Here is an 18,061-nt window from a genome sequence, read left to right on the forward strand (position 1 = left end):
CGAGTGCAGTGCCGGGACACATTGCCCGGCACTGCCTTGCAAAGGTTAACGCGACAGACGCGTAAGAGGATAAAGCACTATGTCCAAACAGATTATGGTTCCGGATATCGGCGCCGATGAAGTTGAAGTCACCGAGATCATGGTGGCCGTGGGTGACAAGGTCGAACTCGACCAGTCCCTGATTGCTGTGGAAGGTGACAAAGCCTCCATGGAAGTACCGGCACCGGCTGCCGGTATCGTCAAAGAGATCCTGATCAAGGTGGGTGACAAGGTTGCCACCGGTTCCCAGATCATGATCTTCGAAGCGGAAGGCGCTGCTGCGCCGGCGCCTGCCCAGGTTGCCGCCCCGGTTGCTGCTGCCGCTCCCGCCGCCCCTGTCGCCGCCGCGCGCAAAGATGTGCACGTACCGGACATAGGTGACGACGAAGTGGACGTGACCGAAATCATGGTTGCCGTGGGCGACATGGTTGAAGCCGACCAGTCCATCATTGCCGTGGAAGGTGACAAGGCCTCCATGGAAGTGCCGGCACCGTTCGCGGGTCGCGTGGTCGAGATCAAGGTTGCCGCTGGCGCCAAGGTGTCTACCGGTTCTCTGGTGATGGTATTTGAAGTGGCGGGCGCTGCTCCTGCCGCCGTTGCTGCGCCGGTTGAGACAGCTGCTCCCGTGGCTGCTGCCCCTGTGGCCGCTGCTGCCAAAGAGGTCAATGTACCTGACATCGGCGGTGACGAAGTCGAAGTGACCGAGATCATGGTCGCCGTGGGTGACAAGGTCGAAGCCGACCAGTCCCTGATCGCCGTGGAAGGTGACAAGGCCTCCATGGAAGTGCCTGCACCGTTCGCCGGCATCGTCAAAGAAATCAAGGTGAAGGCGGGTGACAAGGTCTCCACCGGTTCCCTGATCATGGTATTCGAAGTGGCAGGTGCTGCTCCGGCCGCTGCCGCTCCGATTGCCCAAGCCGCCGCCCCGGTCGCTGCTGCCCCTGTTGCCGCGGCTCCGGTACCGGTTGCCCAGGCTGCTGTTTCTTCCGACTTCGTTGCCAATGACGCTTACGTACACGCCGCCCCGGCCGTACGTCGTCTGGCCCGTGAGTTCGGTATCAACCTGGCCAAGGTGAAGGCCTCCGGTCGCAAGGGTCGCATCGTCAAAGAAGACGTGCAGGCCTATGTGAAGGATGCGGTCAAGCGTGCCGAGTCCGCCCCGGCAGCCGGTACCGGCACTGGCAACGGCATGAGTGTCCTGCCATGGCCCAAGGTTGACTTCAGCAAGTTCGGCCCGGTCGAAGAGCTGGAATTGACCCGGATCCAGAAGATCTCCGGTCCTGCCCTGCATCGCAACTGGGCTATGATCCCGCACGTCACCCAGTTCGACGAAGCCGATACCACCGAGCTGGAAGCGTTCCGCAAAGAGCAGAACGCGATGCTCGAGAAGCAGAAGTCGGACGTGAAGATCACCCCGCTGGTGTTCATCCTGAAAGCCGCCGCCAAAGCCCTGGAAGCACACCCACGCTTCTGCAGCGCCCTGTCCGAAGACGGCAGCAAGCTGATCATGAAGAAGTACATTCATATCGGTGTGGCGGTAGACACTCCGGGGGGCCTGGTGGTTCCTGTGGTGCGTGACGTCAACAAAAAGGGCATCTACGAGCTGTCTCGCGATCTGGCCGAGATCTCCAAGAAGGCCCGTGCCGGCAAGCTGACCGCTGCCGACATGCAGGGCGGTTGCTTCACCATCTCCAGCCTGGGTGGCATCGGCGGTACCAGCTTTACCCCGATCGTCAACGCGCCGGAAGTGGCCATCCTCGGTGTTTCCAAGTCCGAGATGAAGCCGAAGTGGAATGGCAAGGAGTTCGTGCCTCGCCTGATGCTGCCGCTGGCCCTGAGCTATGACCACAGAGTCATAGACGGTGCTGACGGAGCCCGCTTCGTCACCACCTTGAGTGGCGTGTTGTCCGACATTCGTCGATTGGTCCTGTAAGTGAGAGGGCGGGCCCAGAGCCTGCCCTTTTTACTTCTCATTTCATTAACAGGATTGTAAACTTGCCCCGTTTTTTCACGGTTGCAGCCGCCTTGTTTGGCATTGAGTTGGCATAAGACTGCGCCGTCCGGGGATATATAAGAACGACAAAGAGGTCATGATGAGTAAAGAAATCAAAACTCGGGTCGTAGTACTGGGTGCTGGCCCTGCCGGTTATTCCGCTGCTTTCCGTGCCGCCGATCTGGGTCTGGATACCATTATCGTCGAGCGTTACTCCACCCTGGGTGGCGTCTGCCTGAACGTGGGTTGTATCCCGTCCAAGGCACTGCTGCACGTCGCCAAAGTCATTGAAGAAGCCAAGGCACTGTCCGAACACGGCATCATCTTCGGTGCCCCGCAGACCGACATCGACAAGGTTCGCCTGTGGAAAGAGAAGGTCATCAACCAGTTGACCGGCGGTCTGGCTGGCATGGCCAAGATGCGTAAAGTTCAGGTGGTCAACGGTTTCGGCAAGTTTACCGGTCCGAACACCCTCGAAGTAGACGGTGCCGACGGCAAGACGACAGTGACCTTCGATAACGCCATCATAGCGGCCGGTTCCCGTCCGGTGAAACTGCCCTTCATCCCCCATGATGACCCGCGCGTATGGGATTCAACCGATGCGCTGGAACTGACTTCCGTACCAGGCAAGCTGCTGGTGATCGGCGGTGGCATCATAGGTCTGGAGATGGGTACCGTTTACTCCTCCCTGGGTTCCGAGATCGACGTGGTGGAATTTGCCGACCAGCTGGTACCGGCTGCCGACAAAGACATCGTCAAGATCTACACCAAGCGCGTTGCCAAGAAATTCAACATCATGCTGGAGACCAAGGTCACCGCAGTTGAAGCTCGTGCAGACGGCCTGTACGTCTCCTACGAAGGCAAGCACGCTCCCGCCGAGCCGGTACGTTACGACAACGTGCTGGTTGCCGTAGGCCGTGTGCCGAATGGCAAGCTGATGGATGCCGAGAAGGCCGGCGTTGCCGTGACCGAGCGCGGTTTCATCGAAGTGGACAAGCAGCTGCGTACCAACGTCGCTCACATCCACGCCATCGGTGACATCGTCGGTCAACCTATGCTGGCTCACAAGGGTGTTCATGAAGGCCACGTTGCGGCCGAAGTGATCGCCGGCAAGAAGCACTACTTCGACCCGAAAGTGATCCCGTCCATCGCCTATACCGAGCCAGAGATGGCCTGGGTTGGCCTGACCGAGAAGGAAGCCAAGCAACAGGGGCTGAACTTCGAAGTTGCCACCTTCCCGTGGGCGGCGTCCGGCCGTGCCATTGCCTCTGATTGCTCCGACGGCATGACCAAGCTGATCTTCGACAAGGAGAGCGGCCGCGTCATCGGTGGTGCCATTGTCGGTACCAACGGTGGTGAACTGCTGGGTGAAATCGGTCTGGCCATCGAAATGGGTGCTGACGCCGAAGACATAGCGCTGACCATCCACGCTCACCCGACTCTGCACGAGTCAGTGGGTCTGGCTGCAGAAGTGTTCGAAGGATCCATCACCGATCTGCCGAACGCCAAGGCCAAAAAGAAGAAGTAATTTTCTTCTTGCAGCCAACATGAAAAAAGCCGCTCTCAGGAGCGGCTTTTTTGTTTTTGATGAATAAAGAGATTTGTTCGGGGCCGATTGCTATGCTGAGGGCTGTTACTTCACGCGATGGATCCTGCGATGCAAACACCGGCCACTCCTGACAACGAACGCCTGCGCCTCGATGCGCTGCGCCGTATGGCCATTCTGGATACCTCTGCCGAAGAAAGATTCGACCGGATCACCCGTATGGCCCGCAACATGTTCGATGTGCCCATCTCGCTGGTGTCACTGGTGGATGAGGATCGGCAGTGGTTCAAATCCTGCTGTGGTTTGCCTGTGCCGGAGACGCCGCGGGACATCTCCTTCTGTGGTCATGCCATTTTCGGCGATGAGCTCTTCGTGGTGGAGGATGCGACCCGGGATCTGCGCTTCGCCGACAATCCGCTGGTATCCGGGGATCCCCACATACGTTTCTATGCGGGCAGCCCGCTGCAGATTGGGGAGGGGTACAAGCTGGGGACCCTGTGCATCATAGATCGCAAGCCGCGCCTGCTGGATGAGCGGCAGCGGGACTTGCTGACGGATCTGGCCGGCATGGTGGAGCGCGAACTGGTGGCGATCCAGCTGGCTACCATGGATGAGCTGACCGGCATCACCAACCGGCGCGGTTTCATGCTGCTGGCACACAAGTGTCTGCAACTCGCCCATCGTCAGGGGAGAGCGGCAACCCTGCTGTTTCTCGACCTCAACCGGTTCAAGGAGATCAACGACCGGCTGGGGCACGACGTCGGTGACGATGCCCTGCAACAGATGGCGTGTCTGATGTGTGGCGTTTTTCGGGATGCGGACATCTTTGCCCGACTGGGCGGGGACGAGTTTGCGGTATTGCTGCCGGGCACTGGGCCGGCAGAGGTGCCACGGGTGCTGGCACGGCTTGATGAGGCCCTGGCCGGGTTCAATCGGGAGAGCGGCAAACCCTATCGGCTGAGCTGCTCGGTCGGGGTGGGGCACTATGATGCACTCTCGTCACCGGCGCTGGATCTGCTGCTGCAACAGGCGGACAAACAGATGTATGATTGTAAAAAAGGGCGCTAGCAGCGCCCTTTTTTGGCTTGTCCAGGCGGACAGAAGGTGCCATACCCTCCGCGATCGCCATCACTGACCCGGATCCGGGTATCGTCCACGCTGACATCGGCACCGTGCACCCGCACAGGCCCGCTGCTGCAGGCGCAGAGCAGACTTCCCAGCAACATAGTCACAACCAGCTTGCCCATAATGCCTCCTGTTATTTCCCTGATTATGGGGCATTTTCAGGCAGGGGCGGAGGCGAGTTTGCGGGTGTGCGTCATGGCTTGCCGCTGATATGACGAGGAGCGCCGCGACGCTCCTCGTGTGAGGGGAAGAAGGGGTTACAGCCGGAAATTGCCCACCAGCTTGTCGAGCTCGCCGGAGAGTTGTTGCAGGCTGCGGCTGGCGTCGGTCAATTGGTGGGCTATGTCGGCAGTTTCCATGGTGAGCTGGTTGATGTCCTCCACGTTGCGATTGAGCTCGCCGACCACGCTCGACTGCTCTTCGGTGGCGGTGGCGACCTGGATGTTCATGTCGTTGATCTGGGTGATGTAAGCGGTGATCTGACCGAGTGCACCATTGGCCTCGTCGGCCTGGGTCACTACCGCCAGGCTCTGGCTGCGGCCCTGAGTCATGGCGCTGACAGCACGGGCGCTCTGATCCTGAAGCCGGTTGATCATGCCCTGAATTTCGGCGGTGGAGGCGGCAGAGCGGTTGGCGAGGTTGCGTACCTCGTCGGCCACCACGGCGAAGCCACGGCCCTGTTCACCGGCGCGGGCCGCCTCGATGGCGGCGTTGAGGGCCAGCAGGTTGGTTTGCTCCGAGATGCTGCGAATGGTCTCCAGGATGCTGCCGATGGAGTCGGTCTGCGTCGCCAGCGACTCTATCACGCCCGCCACCTGTGCAATCTCGTCGGAAAGACCGACTATGCCGTGGCGGGCCTGGGCCACCACGCCAGCGCCCGCTTCAGCCTGGTCGTTGGCCTGTCTGGCCACCTCGGCGGCTTGCGAGGCGTTGCCCGCTATCTCGCTCACGGTTGCGCCCATCTCGTGGATGGCGGTGGCCACCTGTACTGTGCGGTCACGCTGGGCGGTGCAGTTTTGCTGGGTCAGCTGCGCCTTGTTGGCCACTTCGTCGGCGGTGGCGGCGAGCTGGTGGGAGTTTCTGGCGACCTGCTCGATGGCGCTGTGGATCTTGCTGACGAAGTGGTTGAAGCTCTCCGTGATCTCCGCCAGCTCGTCGTTGCCAGTGAGCTTGGCGCGGGAGTCCAGCGCCAGATGCTCGGCGGCATAGCCGATGTACTGTTGCAGGAAGCCGACCCGACGCTTGAGGTTGATCAGGATGAGCACCGAGACCAGCAGCGAGATGAGGATGGCGCCGCTGATGATGGTGATCATCTGCATTCGTCCACTGGCATAGCTCTGCTCACCGCGCTGATGACGCTGCTGTGCTTGCTGGATCAGGCCATCGAGCAGGGTGTTGGCATCCTTGCGCATGGTGCCATAGGTGACCGTATAGCGATCCCGATAGATGCCTCTCGCCGCTTCCATGTCCCCTTTTTCCAGTGCCTGCAGCATGGGGTTCAGCTCGTTGCGCTCCATTCCTTCAAACTGGCTCAGCAATTTTTGCGCATCTGCTCTGGCCGCCGGATCCGTCTGGGCGGTTACCGCCTGCTGCATGGCCTGACGCATCTCGGGAATGTCCTCGTCACGGGCATCCTTGACCCGGCTGAGTACGCCCCGTTCATCCTTGAGGGAGGTATCTTGCAGCAGCATCATGTCGATCCCCACCCGCATGCGGGGGATGCGTGATACCACTTCCGCCATGGCGCGCATGGGGGTGGCCGTGTTCTGGTAGAGCTCGGTGGATTGCTGCTGGATGGAGCCCATGCTTCTCAGGCTGGCGCCACCCACGAGCAAGAGGGCAAGACAGGGCACTGTGACAGCCAGGATCAGCTGCAATTTGAGCGTCAGTTTACCTTCTAGCAAGGGAGTGCTCCTTCATGGCGGGCCATGATGTGGTCGATGAGGGTTGTTGCCAGTATAGATATGAATTGGCCGCCTCCCGGGCAAAGGCACGGGGAATGGGCCGCAAGCCGCATAAAAAAGGAGCGCCATGGCGCTCCTTTTTAGGTGTGACTCCCGACGCCGCTTACAGGCGGAAGTTGCCGACCAGCTTGTCCAGCTCGCCTGAGAGTTGTTGCAGGCTGCGGCTCGACTCGGTCAGTTGGTGGGCTATGTCGGCCGTCTCCATGGTGAGCTGGTTGATGTCTTCCACGTTGCGATTGATCTCGCCCACCACGCTGGATTGTTCCTCGGTAGCGGTGGCGACCTGGATGTTCATGTCACTGATCTGGGTTATGTGGGCCGTGATATGGCCAAGGGCGGCATTGGCTTCGTCAGCCTGGGCCACCACTTCCAGACTCTGGTTGCGACCCTGGGCCATGGCACTGACCGCGCGGGCGCTTTGCTCCTGCAGCCGGTTGATCATGCCCTGGATCTCGGCGGTGGAGGCGGCGGAGCGGCTCGCCAGATTGCGTACCTCGTCGGCTACCACGGCAAAGCCCCGGCCCTGTTCACCGGCCCGTGCCGCCTCGATGGCGGCGTTCAGTGCCAGCAGATTGGTCTGCTCCGAGATGCTGCGGATGGTGTCGAGTATGCTGCCGATGGAGTCGGTCTGGTTGGCCAGGGATTCAATGACACCGGCGACCTGCTCAATTTCGCTGGAGAGACCGACGATGCCGTGGCGGGCCTGGGCGACGACGACAGCACCCGCATCCGCCTGCTCGTTGGCCTGTCTGGCGACGTCTGCCGCCAGGGAGGCGTTGCCGGCGATCTCGCCTACTGTCGCCCCCATCTCGTGAATGGCTGTCGCCACCTGGACGGTACGGTCGCGCTGGGCGGTACAGTTGTGCTGGGTCAGCTGCGCCTTGCTGGCCACCTCGTTGGCGGTAGCGGCCAGTTGGCGGGAGTTGCTGGCGACCTGCTCGATGGAGCCGTGGATCTTGGCCACGAAGTTGTTGAAGCCGGTGGCAACCTGGGTCAGCTCATCGTGGCCTTCTACTTTAAGGCGCTGGGTGAGATCGCCATCGCCACTGCCCAGTTCACGGAACAGACGGGCCAGCTCGTTGAGCGGGCGGCTGACGGAACCGGCCAGCAGCATGCCGAGCAAGCCCATGCCGGCGGCGATGGCCAGGCTCACCAGCACAATGTGCAGTCGTGCCTTGTCCAGCTCGGCATAGATCTCGGCTTCCGGCACCTGGGCCACCAGATACCAGTCGAGCATGGGGATGTAGCTGGTGGCCAGTATCACGGCCTGGCCATCGACCTCGGCCTGGGTGGCGGCGAACGCTTGCTTGGTCAGAAGGTTGGCTGTGGTGCCGCTGGCCAGTCGGGTCAGGTTGTCCCGATCGATGCGGGCGGCATCCGGGTGCAGCTTCACCTTGCCGCTGCCATCTGTCATGAACACGAAGCCGCTGTCACCGATCCGGAAGTTGGCGAGCATGCTGACCATGCTGTCGAGGGACTTGGCGAGCCCCGCCAGACCGCGGCCGTTGAGCTGCTGGAAGTTGACGAACAGCTTCACCTCGCCATTGGTCTCGCGAAAGATGCTGAGCATCAGGTCTTGCGGGCTCTTGGTATAGCCGTAGAACCAGGCGTCCTGCTCAGGGGTCAGGTTGCGCAGGAAGCCATCCTGGTTGTAGTAGGCCGCGCTCTGCCGATCGGCGAAGGAGGCGGTCACCAAATCATACTGGGCCGTCATGTCCTTGAGCTGATCGATGAGGATGGACTCCTGCTCCTTGGGCATGCCGCGGGCGACCCAGTCCAGCACGAAGCGGTCGTTGGCCAGCTGTCTGGCGGCATTGGCGACCGAAGTCAGATCCTTCTCGATCTCCTTGCCGATACGCTGGGTCAGGTTGGGCAGCTCCTGCTCGAACATGCGGGTTTCGATCAGTTGTTGCGCCGAGCGCTGGCTGAAGTAACCCACCAGCAGGCAGGAGAGCACCACGGCCAGGGTGACGGTGGCCAGAATTTTCTGTTTGAGTGTCAGGCGTGCAAGCATGGGAGTGACTCAGAAGTGTGGAGACGGGATTGAGCACATATTAACGGCAGTGTGGTGATGCCCTTGAGGGGCTAACCGGTTTTATTGATGGATTGCGTTTGCGCTCACAGGGGCGCGCTGGTGCAGCTCCGGTTTATCAACGAACAGCGCCTCCATCGCAGCCCTATATTGCTGTCGTGGCTGTTGCGGTTAGATTTTCGCACTTTATAGTAAGCGTCACTGCTTACTTGGCTCGCACTGGATTCAATGGAAAATCATATGCGCATCTTTCGTCGGGGATGGACCCACCTGTTTCTGATTTTGCTGGCAGGCTTGCCACTCATGGCGGCGGCCCAGTCCGAACGGCCCAGGATTGCCCTGGTGCTGAGCGGTGGCGGTGCCAAGGGGTCGGCTCATATCGGCATCCTCAAGGTGCTGGAGGAGAAGCGCATTCCGGTGGATATCATAGTGGGCACCAGCATGGGCTCCTACGTGGCGGGCATGTACGCCATGGGGCTCAGCGCAGAGGAGGTGGAGCGCACCACCCTGGCCATCGACTGGAACAAGGGATATCAGGACAAGGTCGGTCGGGACGAGCTATCCCTGCGCAAGAAGCAGCAGAGCGAGAAGTATCAGCTGCGCACCGATATCGGTGTCAACGGTGACGCTGTCCAGTTTCCGGATGGATTCTTCCAGGGCCAGTCCATGGCCAGCCTGCTGCGCCACGCCACGTCCAACCTGCCGGCCCAGAAGAGCTTCGACGACCTGCCCATCCCCTATCGCGCCGTGGCAACCGACATGGAGACTGTGACGCCCTTCGTACTGGAGGGGGGCAGCCTTGCCAAGGCGATGCAGGCATCCATGTCCATTCCCGGCGCCCTCAAGCCAGTGGAGTGGGAGGGACATATCCTGGCCGACGGCGGTACTGTCAACAACATGCCGGTGGACGTGGCCAAGGGGATGGGAGCCGACGTTGTGATAGCCGTGGATATCGGTGCCAGGTTGCGCACCCGGGAATCCCTCAAGTCCGGCCTCGCCATGATAGATCAGCTCACCACCTACATGACCCAGGTCGGCACCGACAAGCAGAGGGCGCTGCTGGGGCCGCAAGATATTCTGCTGACCCCTGAATTTGGCAACATGGGCATCGCCGACTTTTCCCTGATGCCGGAGGGGATCAAGCAAGGGGAGGCGGTGGCCAACCGCGCCGCTACCCAGCTCGATGCGCTCTCCCTCTCGCCCAGGGAGTACGCCGTCTATCGCAACCAGAAGTTGAGCCGCCGTGCCGAGCGCAGCGGTCAGCCTGCCTACTACATCGACAAGGTGGAGATCCTCAACAAGTCACGCCTTTCCGACGAGACGGTGCGCGCCATGTTGAAGGTGAAACCCGACAAGATACAGACCAATGAAAGTCTGGAGGCGGGCATTCGCCGCCTCTACGCACTGGAGTCGTTTGACCGCATCACCTATGAGGTGGAAGAGCGCGACGGAGAGAACGTGCTGGTGGTGGATGCCAGCGAGAAAAACTGGGGGCCGGGCTACCTCAACTTCCAGTTTGGCTTCTCCGACGACTTCGAGAGCAGCTCCAACTACAACGTCGGCATGTCCTACACACTCACCAACTTGAATGAGTGGGGCGCCGAGTGGCTGACTGAGGCCTCCCTGGGCACCGCCAAGCACCTCAAGACCGACTTCTATTCGCCGCTGGAGCCTTCCCAGACCTTCTACGGCGAGGCGAGCCTGGCCTATGACAAGACCCAGCGCCGGATTTTCATCCCTGAAGACCCGAACGGTGCTAATGATGTGAGCTATATCGACTCCGAATACAGCTTCACCAGCGCCGATTTGGCGGTGGGCTGGAATCGGCAACCCTGGAGTCGCCTCTCGCTGGGGCTGGAGGGAAAGGTCGGCAGTATAGATATCCGCAACGTGAAAGGCGCAGACACGGATGCCTCCTCCTGGGGCCCTTATGTCCGCTTCGAGCACGATACCCTCGACAGCCGCTACTTCCCCTATCAGGGTGTCTACTGGAACATCAAGGGGGGATACTCCACCGTCCGGCTCGATGACGTCGACGAGATAAATGATCGCTATGAAGGGATCAATTACCACCTGGCGATGATCAAGCCCTGGTCCTGGGACAGGCACAGCCTGAACCTGCTGCTGGAAGGGGGCGGCTCCACCTCGCAGGAAGAGTATCCGCTGTTCGTGCAGGATCTGGGGGGGCTGTTCCGTATGTCCGGTTTCCAGCGCTACCAGCTCAGCGGTCGCTACAGTCTGTTTGGCGGGCTGCGCTACATCTATCGGGTGGTCGACAACGACTTTGGTGCGCTGCGGGCGCCGCTCTATCTGGGGGGCTCCCTCGAGCAAGGAGGGGTGTGGGACAAGGGGGAAGACATCAGTATCGAGAGCTCCTACACCGGAGGATCCGTCTACGTGGGGATAGAGAGCTTCCTCGGCCCCATCTTCCTCGGTTATGGCATTGCGGAGGGAGGCAACAACATGTTCTATCTGCAATTGGGCACCACATTCGAATAACGGCCAAATGATGCCTTTTTGTTAACTTATTTTTTGCCTGGTTTTTATGTGGCGACAAAATGTGAGCAAGTTTAATTGGTTAGCTTGCCTTGTTGAATATCTGTACAGGGTTTGGATTTTAATTACTCGTTAAAACTTATATAGTGAGGGGCACCCTACGGGTGTCCCGCAAGGACGATCGCCGCGAGCCTGGGCGAACCCCAAAAAAAGACCAAAGAGGAATTAGTCGTGCTTGAAACATACCGTAAACACGTCGCAGAACGTGCCGCCGAGGGCGTGGTTGCCAAACCTCTGGATGCAGAGCAGGTCGCCGCCCTGGTTGAACTGATCAAGAACCCGCCCGCTGGCGAAGAAGACTTTCTGAAAGAGCTGTTATCCTCCCGAATTCCACCAGGTGTTGATGAAGCGGCTTATGTCAAAGCCGGTTTCCTCACCGCCATCGCCAAGGGCGAAGCCCATTCTCCCATCCTGACCGCGGCACAAGCCGTTGAGCTGCTGGGCACCATGCAGGGTGGTTACAACATTCAGCCGCTGATCGACCTGCTGGACCATGCCACCCTGGCCCCTCTTGCTGCCAAGGGTCTGTCTCACACCCTGTTGATGTTTGACTCCTTCCACGACGTGGAAGAGAAGGCCAAGGCGGGCAATGCTCACGCCAAGCAGGTGATGCAATCCTGGGCCGATGCCGAGTGGTTCCTCTCTCGTCCCGAGCTGGCCGAGAAGATCACTGTGACCGTGTTCAAGGTGACCGGTGAAACCAACACTGATGATTTGTCCCCTGCGCCGGACGCCTGGTCCCGTCCCGATATTCCGCTCCATGCCCTGGCCATGCTGAAAAATGCCCGCCCCGGCATCACTCCGGACAATGACGGCACCGTCGGCCCCATCAAGACCATAGATGCCCTGAAAGAGAAGGGTTTCCCGCTGGCGTATGTCGGCGACGTGGTCGGTACCGGCTCTTCCCGTAAATCTGCCACCAACTCTGTGCTCTGGTTCATGGGTGACGACATTCCGTTCGTGCCGAACAAGCGCGCCGGCGGTGTCTGCCTCGGCGGCAAGATTGCCCCCATCTTCTTCAACACCATGGAAGATGCGGGCGCCCTGCCCATCGAAGTGGATGTCTCCAAGCTGGAGATGGGCGATGTCATCGACATCTACCCCTTTGGCGGCAAGATCTGCAAGCACGGCACCGATCAGGTGCTGGCCCAGTTTGAACTGAAAACCGACGTGCTGATCGACGAAGTGCGCGCCGGTGGCCGTATTCCGCTGATCATAGGTCGCGGCCTGACCGATAAGGCCCGCGAAGCCATGGGCCTGCCGTTCTCCACCGTATTCCGTCGTCCTGTGCCTGTGGCCGATACCGGCAAGGGTTACACCCTGGCCCAGAAAATGGTGGGCAAGGCGTGTGGCGTGCAGGGCATTCGTCCGGGCACCTACTGCGAGCCCAGAATGACCACGGTCGGCTCCCAGGACACCACGGGCCCCATGACCCGCGATGAGCTCAAGGATCTGGCTTGCCTCGGCTTCTCCGCCGATCTGACCATGCAGTCCTTCTGCCACACAGCCGCCTATCCCAAGCCCATCGACGTGCAGACTCACCACACTCTGCCGGACTTCATCATGAATCGCGGTGGTGTGAGCTTGCGTCCGGGTGATGGCGTCATCCACTCCTGGCTGAACCGCATGTTGCTGCCGGATACCGTCGGTACCGGTGGTGACTCCCACACCCGTTTCCCCATCGGTATCTCCTTCCCGGCGGGCTCCGGTCTGGTGGCCTTTGCCGCCGCGACTGGCGTAATGCCGCTGGACATGCCGGAATCCGTGCTGGTGCGCTTCAAGGGCGAACTGCAACCGGGCATCACCTTGCGTGATCTGGTTCATGCCATCCCTTATGCCGCCATCCAGAAAGGGCTGCTGACCGTCGAGAAAGCGGGCAAGAAGAACATCTTCTCCGGCCGCATCCTCGAAATTGAAGGTCTGCCGACCCTGAAGGTGGAGCAGGCGTTCGAGCTGGCTGACGCCAGTGCCGAGCGTTCCGCGGCCGGTTGCACCATCAAGCTGGATCAGGCGCCGATCACCGAGTACCTCAAGTCCAACATCGTCATGCTGAAATGGATGTTGTCCGAAGGCTACGGCGACCCGCGCACCATCACCCGCCGTATCCGGGGGATGGAGGAGTGGCTGGCCAAGCCTGTCCTGCTGGAAGCGGACAAGGATGCCGAGTATGCCGAAATCATCGAGATCGATCTGGCCACCATCAAGGAGCCCATCCTGTGTGCGCCGAACGATCCGGACGATGCCCGTTTGCTGAGCGACGTGGCTGGCAGCAAGATCGATGAAGTCTTCATCGGTTCCTGCATGACCAACATCGGCCACTTCCGTGCCGCCGGTAAATTGCTCGAGAAGTATCAGGGCGAACTGCCGACCCGCATGTGGATTGCACCGCCCACCAAGATGGACAAGGATCAGCTGACCGAAGAGGGCTACTACGGCATTTTCGGTCGCGTCGGTGCTCGCATCGAGATCCCGGGTTGTTCCCTGTGCATGGGCAACCAGGCGCGCGTGGCGGAAGGGGCTTCTGTGGTCTCTACCTCCACCCGCAACTTCCCGAACCGTCTGGGTAAAGGTGCCAACGTCTACCTGGCCTCTGCCGAGCTGGCTGCCGTTGCCGCCATCCTTGGCAAGATCCCGACCGTTGCCGAGTATCTGCAGTACGCCAAGACCCTGGATGCCACTGCGGCCGATACCTATCGCTACCTCAACTTCAACGAGATCGCCTCCTACACCAAGAAGGCCGATGCAGTGATCCTGCAACAAGCGGTATAAGATTCCGGCATTCGCCGTCATCTGATGCAAAAGAGCCCCGGCAGTGTCGGGGCTCTTTTTATTGGGTAACAGGGCTGCATACGATGCATACAGACACAAATATTTATTCAGGATAAGTGGTTCGGATGGCAAGCTGAGGTAAGCTGCATCCCTCCTTTTGTCCTGCATTGCCAGAGAGAAGAGAGGGAGATCCCCGCGGCAGTCACTGCGGGAAAACAGGGGGAAAGCCCGGTCAGCGCAAACTGGTGGGGCTTGTCGTCATAACCACATTGCCGTTTGCCTGATGCTCACCTGATTCGGGCTGGCGGGCCGTTTCTTTGGATGAATCGGTTATGCATTTTTTTTATATCGATCTCTCCCGCCGCTGGCTTCGGCTCTGCTGCGCTCTCATGGTGTTCATCCTGCCGCTGCTGGTGGGAGGATGGGCAACGCACAAAAGCTATATGGAGGAGCTGGAGTCCGGTTCCGCCGCCGCCGCCCACAAGGCGATGACGCTCATGGAAAACATGCTGGATCACGCCGAGCGAGCCAATCGTCAGGTGCTGCCGCTGGTGGGCGCGCCTTGTGACGAGATCAATTTCCAGCTGCGTGAGCAGGTCGCACTGGTGCCTTTTGTTCGCTCGGTCAACCTGGTCAAGGAGGGGATGCTGTACTGCACCTCCCTGTTTGGCTCTGTGCGTGAGGTCGATGATGCCAGCCCCTATATAGCGCGCAAGTTGCTGCTGATGCGTGGCAATCAGGTGCGGGCCAATCATCCCTTGCTGATAGTGCGCAGTGAGCAGGGAAGAAATGCAGCCTTGAGCGCTATCGATGGGGAATACCTGAGCGTCATGCTGACCCTGAGCCATCACGCCGGCAATCTCTTCATGCAGGTGGGCAGCACCTGGTTTGATGAAGCAGGCCACTATCTGGACAAGGCCCCCGACCTGCATGCTCTGGCCAGAACCGAGCTGACTTCACCACATTACCCCTTCTCCATTCATGCCGGTTACGTGACCCTGGCTTACTGGCATTCGCTGTGGGATCACAAATCTCTGATCCTCTCTCTGCTGTGCGGTCTCTCGTTAGCCTTTGCACTGCTGGTATGGTGGCTGCTGGGCCGCCCGGGTTCCCCGGTCGGTGAGTTGCGCAGAGCGCTGCGGGCCAAGGAGTTCGAACCCTATCTGCAACCTCTGGTTACCACGAGTGACACCAGGTTGATGGGGGTGGAAGTGCTGATGCGCTGGCAGCATCCCAATTCAGGTCTTATCCGTCCCGACCTCTTTATTCCCCAGGCGGAGGAGTCCGGGCTGATAGTGCCCATGACGACCCTGATCATGAAGAAGGTGGCCCAGGTGTTGAGCCGGGAGCAGGCACGCCTGCCCGATGGCTTTCACATCAGTTTCAATATCAGCGCGGCCCACTGTCGCGACCTGGCTCTGCTGCAGGAGTGCCGCACTTTTCTGGCGCAGTTTGCCCCCGGCAAGATAGTGCTGGTGCTGGAGCTGACCGAGCGTGAGCTGCTGGTGGTGGATCCGAATACCCTCTCCCTGTTCAGGCAACTGGATCAGATGGGGGTCAAGCTGGCCATCGATGACTTCGGAACGGGTCACTCCAGCCTCTTCTATCTGCAGCAGTTCCACGTGGATTATCTGAAGATCGACCAATCCTTTATCGGCCGTATCGGTACAGAGTCACTCTCCGAGCACATAGTGGCGAATGTCATCGACCTGGGCGCCAGACTGGGCTTGTTACTGATAGCAGAAGGGGTCGAGAGCGAATTGCAGGCCGCCTATCTAAGATCCAAAGGAGTCAATTACATGCAAGGCTACCTGTTTGGTCGCCCCATGCCGCTCCAGCACTTCTGTGACGATTTGCCACAGGGAGAGGCTTTGGCCGGCAGCTTGCCCGAGCTGGCGGATCCTCATCCGGGCTGAGCGGCTCATGCTGTTGTAATCCCTATTCTTTAGAACAACAGAGTATCGGATTCATGTTGCCCAAGCAGGGAATGGGCGCTTTGAGTGACGATACCAGAAGGGCGGAACAGGTTTTTTCCCCACGAGCAGACTCGCGCAGCGGTATTGCTCAAAAAAAGACCCTCCTTTGAATCAAAGGGGGGTCTTTGGCTCAGCAATCGGCTCCCGGACCAGTGCAGAGACTACTTATGGCTACTGGGAGGCTGATCCACGTGGTCAGGCGGAGAAACCACCGTCTATGGTCAGGCTGGCGCCTGTGATATAGCCCGCTTCGGGCCCCGCCAAGTAGGCGACGAAGCTGGCGATCTCCTCATCTTTGCCGTAACGGGCCAGTGCCATCATCCCCTTGAGCTGCGCCGCCGATTCCCCGTCAGCCGGGTTCATGTCGGTATCGACCGGGCCTGGCTGGACGTTGTTCACCGTGATGCCCTTAGGGCCCAAATCCCGTGCCATGCCTTTGGTCAAACCGACCAGGGCTGACTTGCTCATGGCGTAGACGGAACCCCCCGCCATGGGGATGCGGTCTGCGTTGGTGCTGCCGATGTTGATGATGCGCCCCCCCTTGCCCATGTGGTGTGCTGCTTCCTGGCAGGCCACGAACACGCTGCGGATGTTGACGGCCAGGGTGCGATCGAGATCGTCCAGGGTCAGCTCTTCAATGTTGCCCCATACCAGCACCCCGGCGTTGTTGACCAGGATGTCCAGCCGACCAAAGGTGGTGACTGTCTGGCGGATGGCGTGCTGTACGGCGATGGCATCTGCACTGTCGGCACGGATGGCCAGCGCCTTGCCACCTGCAGCCGTGATGGTCGCGACTATCTCTTCTGCCTTGCTGGCCGAGGAGACATAAGTGAAGGCAACGGCGGCACCGTCGCGGGCGAGGCGTTTTACAATGGCGGCACCAATGCCGCGTGAACCACCCTGTACGAAGGCAACTTGTCCACTGAGGGATTTAACGGTCAACATCTGGTCTCTCCTGTCTGGTCATGAAGTCATGTCTGAGCGAGTTGGGAACTCAAGGGCATCCAATCCATCACCTGCAAGATGCGGCGTTGAATGAGCCTGCAAACAGTGTGATTGATTCCTTGAAATTGATTAAGTGGCTATTATTCCAATCTCTATTTCCTTCAGGGACTGAATCCATGGCAATACAAGACCCCTTCCTGGGTGTCAGGCACTTTGTTGCCGTGGCGCAGTCGGGCAGTTTCACCACGGCGGCATTGGTGCTGGGGCTGACCGGGTCGGCGTTGAGCAAGAGCATAGTGCGGCTGGAAGCGCGACTGGGGGTCAAGCTGCTGCACAGAACAACCCGTCGGGTGAGCCTGACCCTGGAGGGAGAGGCATATCTGGCCAGTTGTCTCCAGGCGATCAGAGTTTTGGAGGAGACAGAGAGCAGTTTTGCATCGGAAAAGCAGAGTCCGTCGGGTCGCGTTCGTCTCGATCTTCCTTCTGCGTTCGGCCGCCGGCATGTGCTGCCGATCCTGCTGGATCTGGCAGGCAGCCATCCGCAGCTGGATCTGTCGGTGACCTTCAATGAGCGCAAGGTTGATCTCATTGAGGCCAACATTGATCTGGTGGTGCGCATCGGGGCGCTGGAGGATCAGGCCGATCTGGTTGCGCGTCGTCTGGGAGAGCAGAAGCTGGTCATCTGCGGGGCCCCTTCCTATCTGGCCCGACGCGGGGTTCCCCTGACCCCGGATGAGTTGTCACGGCACGACTGCATCATCGACTGGCGATCTGGGCATCGCCATAGCTGGCTGCTAAGGAATGGGGCGGGTCGGACGGAGGCTTACGACATCCCGGTACGCTACGAGATGGGGGATGGTGAGGCCGTACTGGCTGCGGCGCTGGCTGGCCTTGGCCTGGTTCAGGTGCCGACCTGGCTGGTCAACGAACAGCTGGACTCGGGAGCGCTGGTCTGTGTGCTTCATGACCAGTCCGGTGGCGAGATGCCGATCAATGTCATCTGGGCCAGGAGCCAGCACATGCAGCCCAAGCTGCGTGTTGTGGTCGATGCCTTGTTGCTGGCGGCGCAAAAGAGTGGCAGTGGTTTCCGGGCCCGCTGAATCTGTGTCGTCACTG

Annotated in this window: 11 protein-coding genes; 7 read left to right on the forward strand and 4 right to left on the reverse strand. The window is 59.9% G+C overall.

All coding sequences use genetic code 11. From position 1 onward, the window contains the following. The first annotated feature begins 79 nt into the window (after positions 1–79). The 3 genes from aceF (at position 80) to ONZ54_RS02130 (ending at position 4,646) form a co-directional block, all read left to right on the forward strand. A complete protein-coding gene (gene aceF, locus ONZ54_RS02120; protein WP_125608512.1) occupies positions 80–1,972 on the forward strand; it encodes a pyruvate dehydrogenase complex dihydrolipoyllysine-residue acetyltransferase in 1,893 nt (630 codons plus the stop codon). Between the two features lie 160 nt (positions 1,973–2,132). Continuing rightward, positions 2,133–3,560, forward strand: coding sequence for a dihydrolipoyl dehydrogenase (gene lpdA / locus ONZ54_RS02125; protein WP_271788238.1), 1,428 nt, complete (start codon positions 2,133–2,135; stop codon positions 3,558–3,560). Positions 3,561–3,689: 129 nt separating this feature from the next. Beyond that, positions 3,690–4,646 carry a GGDEF domain-containing protein gene (locus ONZ54_RS02130; RefSeq protein ID WP_271787349.1) on the forward strand — a complete coding sequence of 319 codons (957 nt, stop codon included), beginning with the start codon at positions 3,690–3,692 and terminating at the stop codon, positions 4,644–4,646. Here the strand turns inward: ONZ54_RS02130 and ONZ54_RS02135 are convergent. The 3 genes from ONZ54_RS02135 to ONZ54_RS02145 all read right to left on the reverse strand — a co-directional run bounded on the left by ONZ54_RS02135 (position 4,643) and on the right by ONZ54_RS02145 (position 8,681). Beyond that, the gene (locus tag ONZ54_RS02135; protein WP_043137314.1) at positions 4,643–4,825 is read right to left on the reverse strand and encodes a hypothetical protein; all 183 of its coding nucleotides are present in this window, start codon (positions 4,823–4,825) and stop codon (positions 4,643–4,645) included. The genes ONZ54_RS02130 and ONZ54_RS02135 overlap by 4 nt on opposite strands. 135 nt (positions 4,826–4,960) lie before the next feature. Beyond that, positions 4,961–6,607 (reverse strand): methyl-accepting chemotaxis protein, encoded by a 1,647-nt coding sequence (locus ONZ54_RS02140; protein ID WP_131731549.1) that lies wholly within the window; start codon positions 6,605–6,607, stop codon positions 4,961–4,963. A gap of 163 nt (positions 6,608–6,770) precedes the next feature. After that, positions 6,771–8,681: a methyl-accepting chemotaxis protein gene (locus tag ONZ54_RS02145; protein WP_017411941.1), complete on the reverse strand. Its 1,911-nt coding sequence runs from the start codon at positions 8,679–8,681 to the stop codon at positions 6,771–6,773. A 258-nt stretch (positions 8,682–8,939) separates the two neighbouring features. Between ONZ54_RS02145 and ONZ54_RS02150 the strand changes: the two genes are divergently transcribed. The 3 genes from ONZ54_RS02150 to ONZ54_RS02160 all read left to right on the forward strand — a co-directional run bounded on the left by ONZ54_RS02150 (position 8,940) and on the right by ONZ54_RS02160 (position 15,940). Then, positions 8,940–11,198 carry a patatin-like phospholipase family protein gene (locus ONZ54_RS02150; protein ID WP_096119744.1) on the forward strand — a complete coding sequence of 753 codons (2,259 nt, stop codon included), beginning with the start codon at positions 8,940–8,942 and terminating at the stop codon, positions 11,196–11,198. Positions 11,199–11,426: 228 nt separating this feature from the next. Beyond that, entirely contained in the window at positions 11,427–14,024 is a 2,598-nt protein-coding gene (gene acnB / locus ONZ54_RS02155; protein WP_058394578.1) for a bifunctional aconitate hydratase 2/2-methylisocitrate dehydratase, read from the forward strand. A 332-nt stretch (positions 14,025–14,356) separates the two neighbouring features. Beyond that, positions 14,357–15,940 carry an EAL domain-containing protein gene (locus ONZ54_RS02160; RefSeq protein ID WP_271787350.1) on the forward strand — a complete coding sequence of 528 codons (1,584 nt, stop codon included), beginning with the start codon at positions 14,357–14,359 and terminating at the stop codon, positions 15,938–15,940. Positions 15,941–16,195: 255 nt separating this feature from the next. Here the strand turns inward: ONZ54_RS02160 and ONZ54_RS02165 are convergent, their stop codons facing one another. After that, positions 16,196–16,945 carry a 3-oxoacyl-ACP reductase family protein gene (locus tag ONZ54_RS02165; RefSeq protein ID WP_021139022.1) on the reverse strand — a complete coding sequence of 250 codons (750 nt, stop codon included), beginning with the start codon at positions 16,943–16,945 and terminating at the stop codon, positions 16,196–16,198. A gap of 176 nt (positions 16,946–17,121) precedes the next feature. On the opposite strand from ONZ54_RS02165, the gene ONZ54_RS02170 reads away from it, so the two are divergent. Further along, complete coding sequence (locus tag ONZ54_RS02170) at positions 17,122–18,045, forward strand: LysR family transcriptional regulator (protein WP_271787351.1); 924 nt, start codon at positions 17,122–17,124, stop codon at positions 18,043–18,045. Positions 18,046–18,061 lie beyond the last annotated feature (16 nt).

The sequence above is a fragment of the Aeromonas salmonicida genome, assembly GCF_028355655.1.
GTDB classification, from domain to species: Bacteria; Pseudomonadota; Gammaproteobacteria; order Enterobacterales; family Aeromonadaceae; genus Aeromonas; species Aeromonas salmonicida.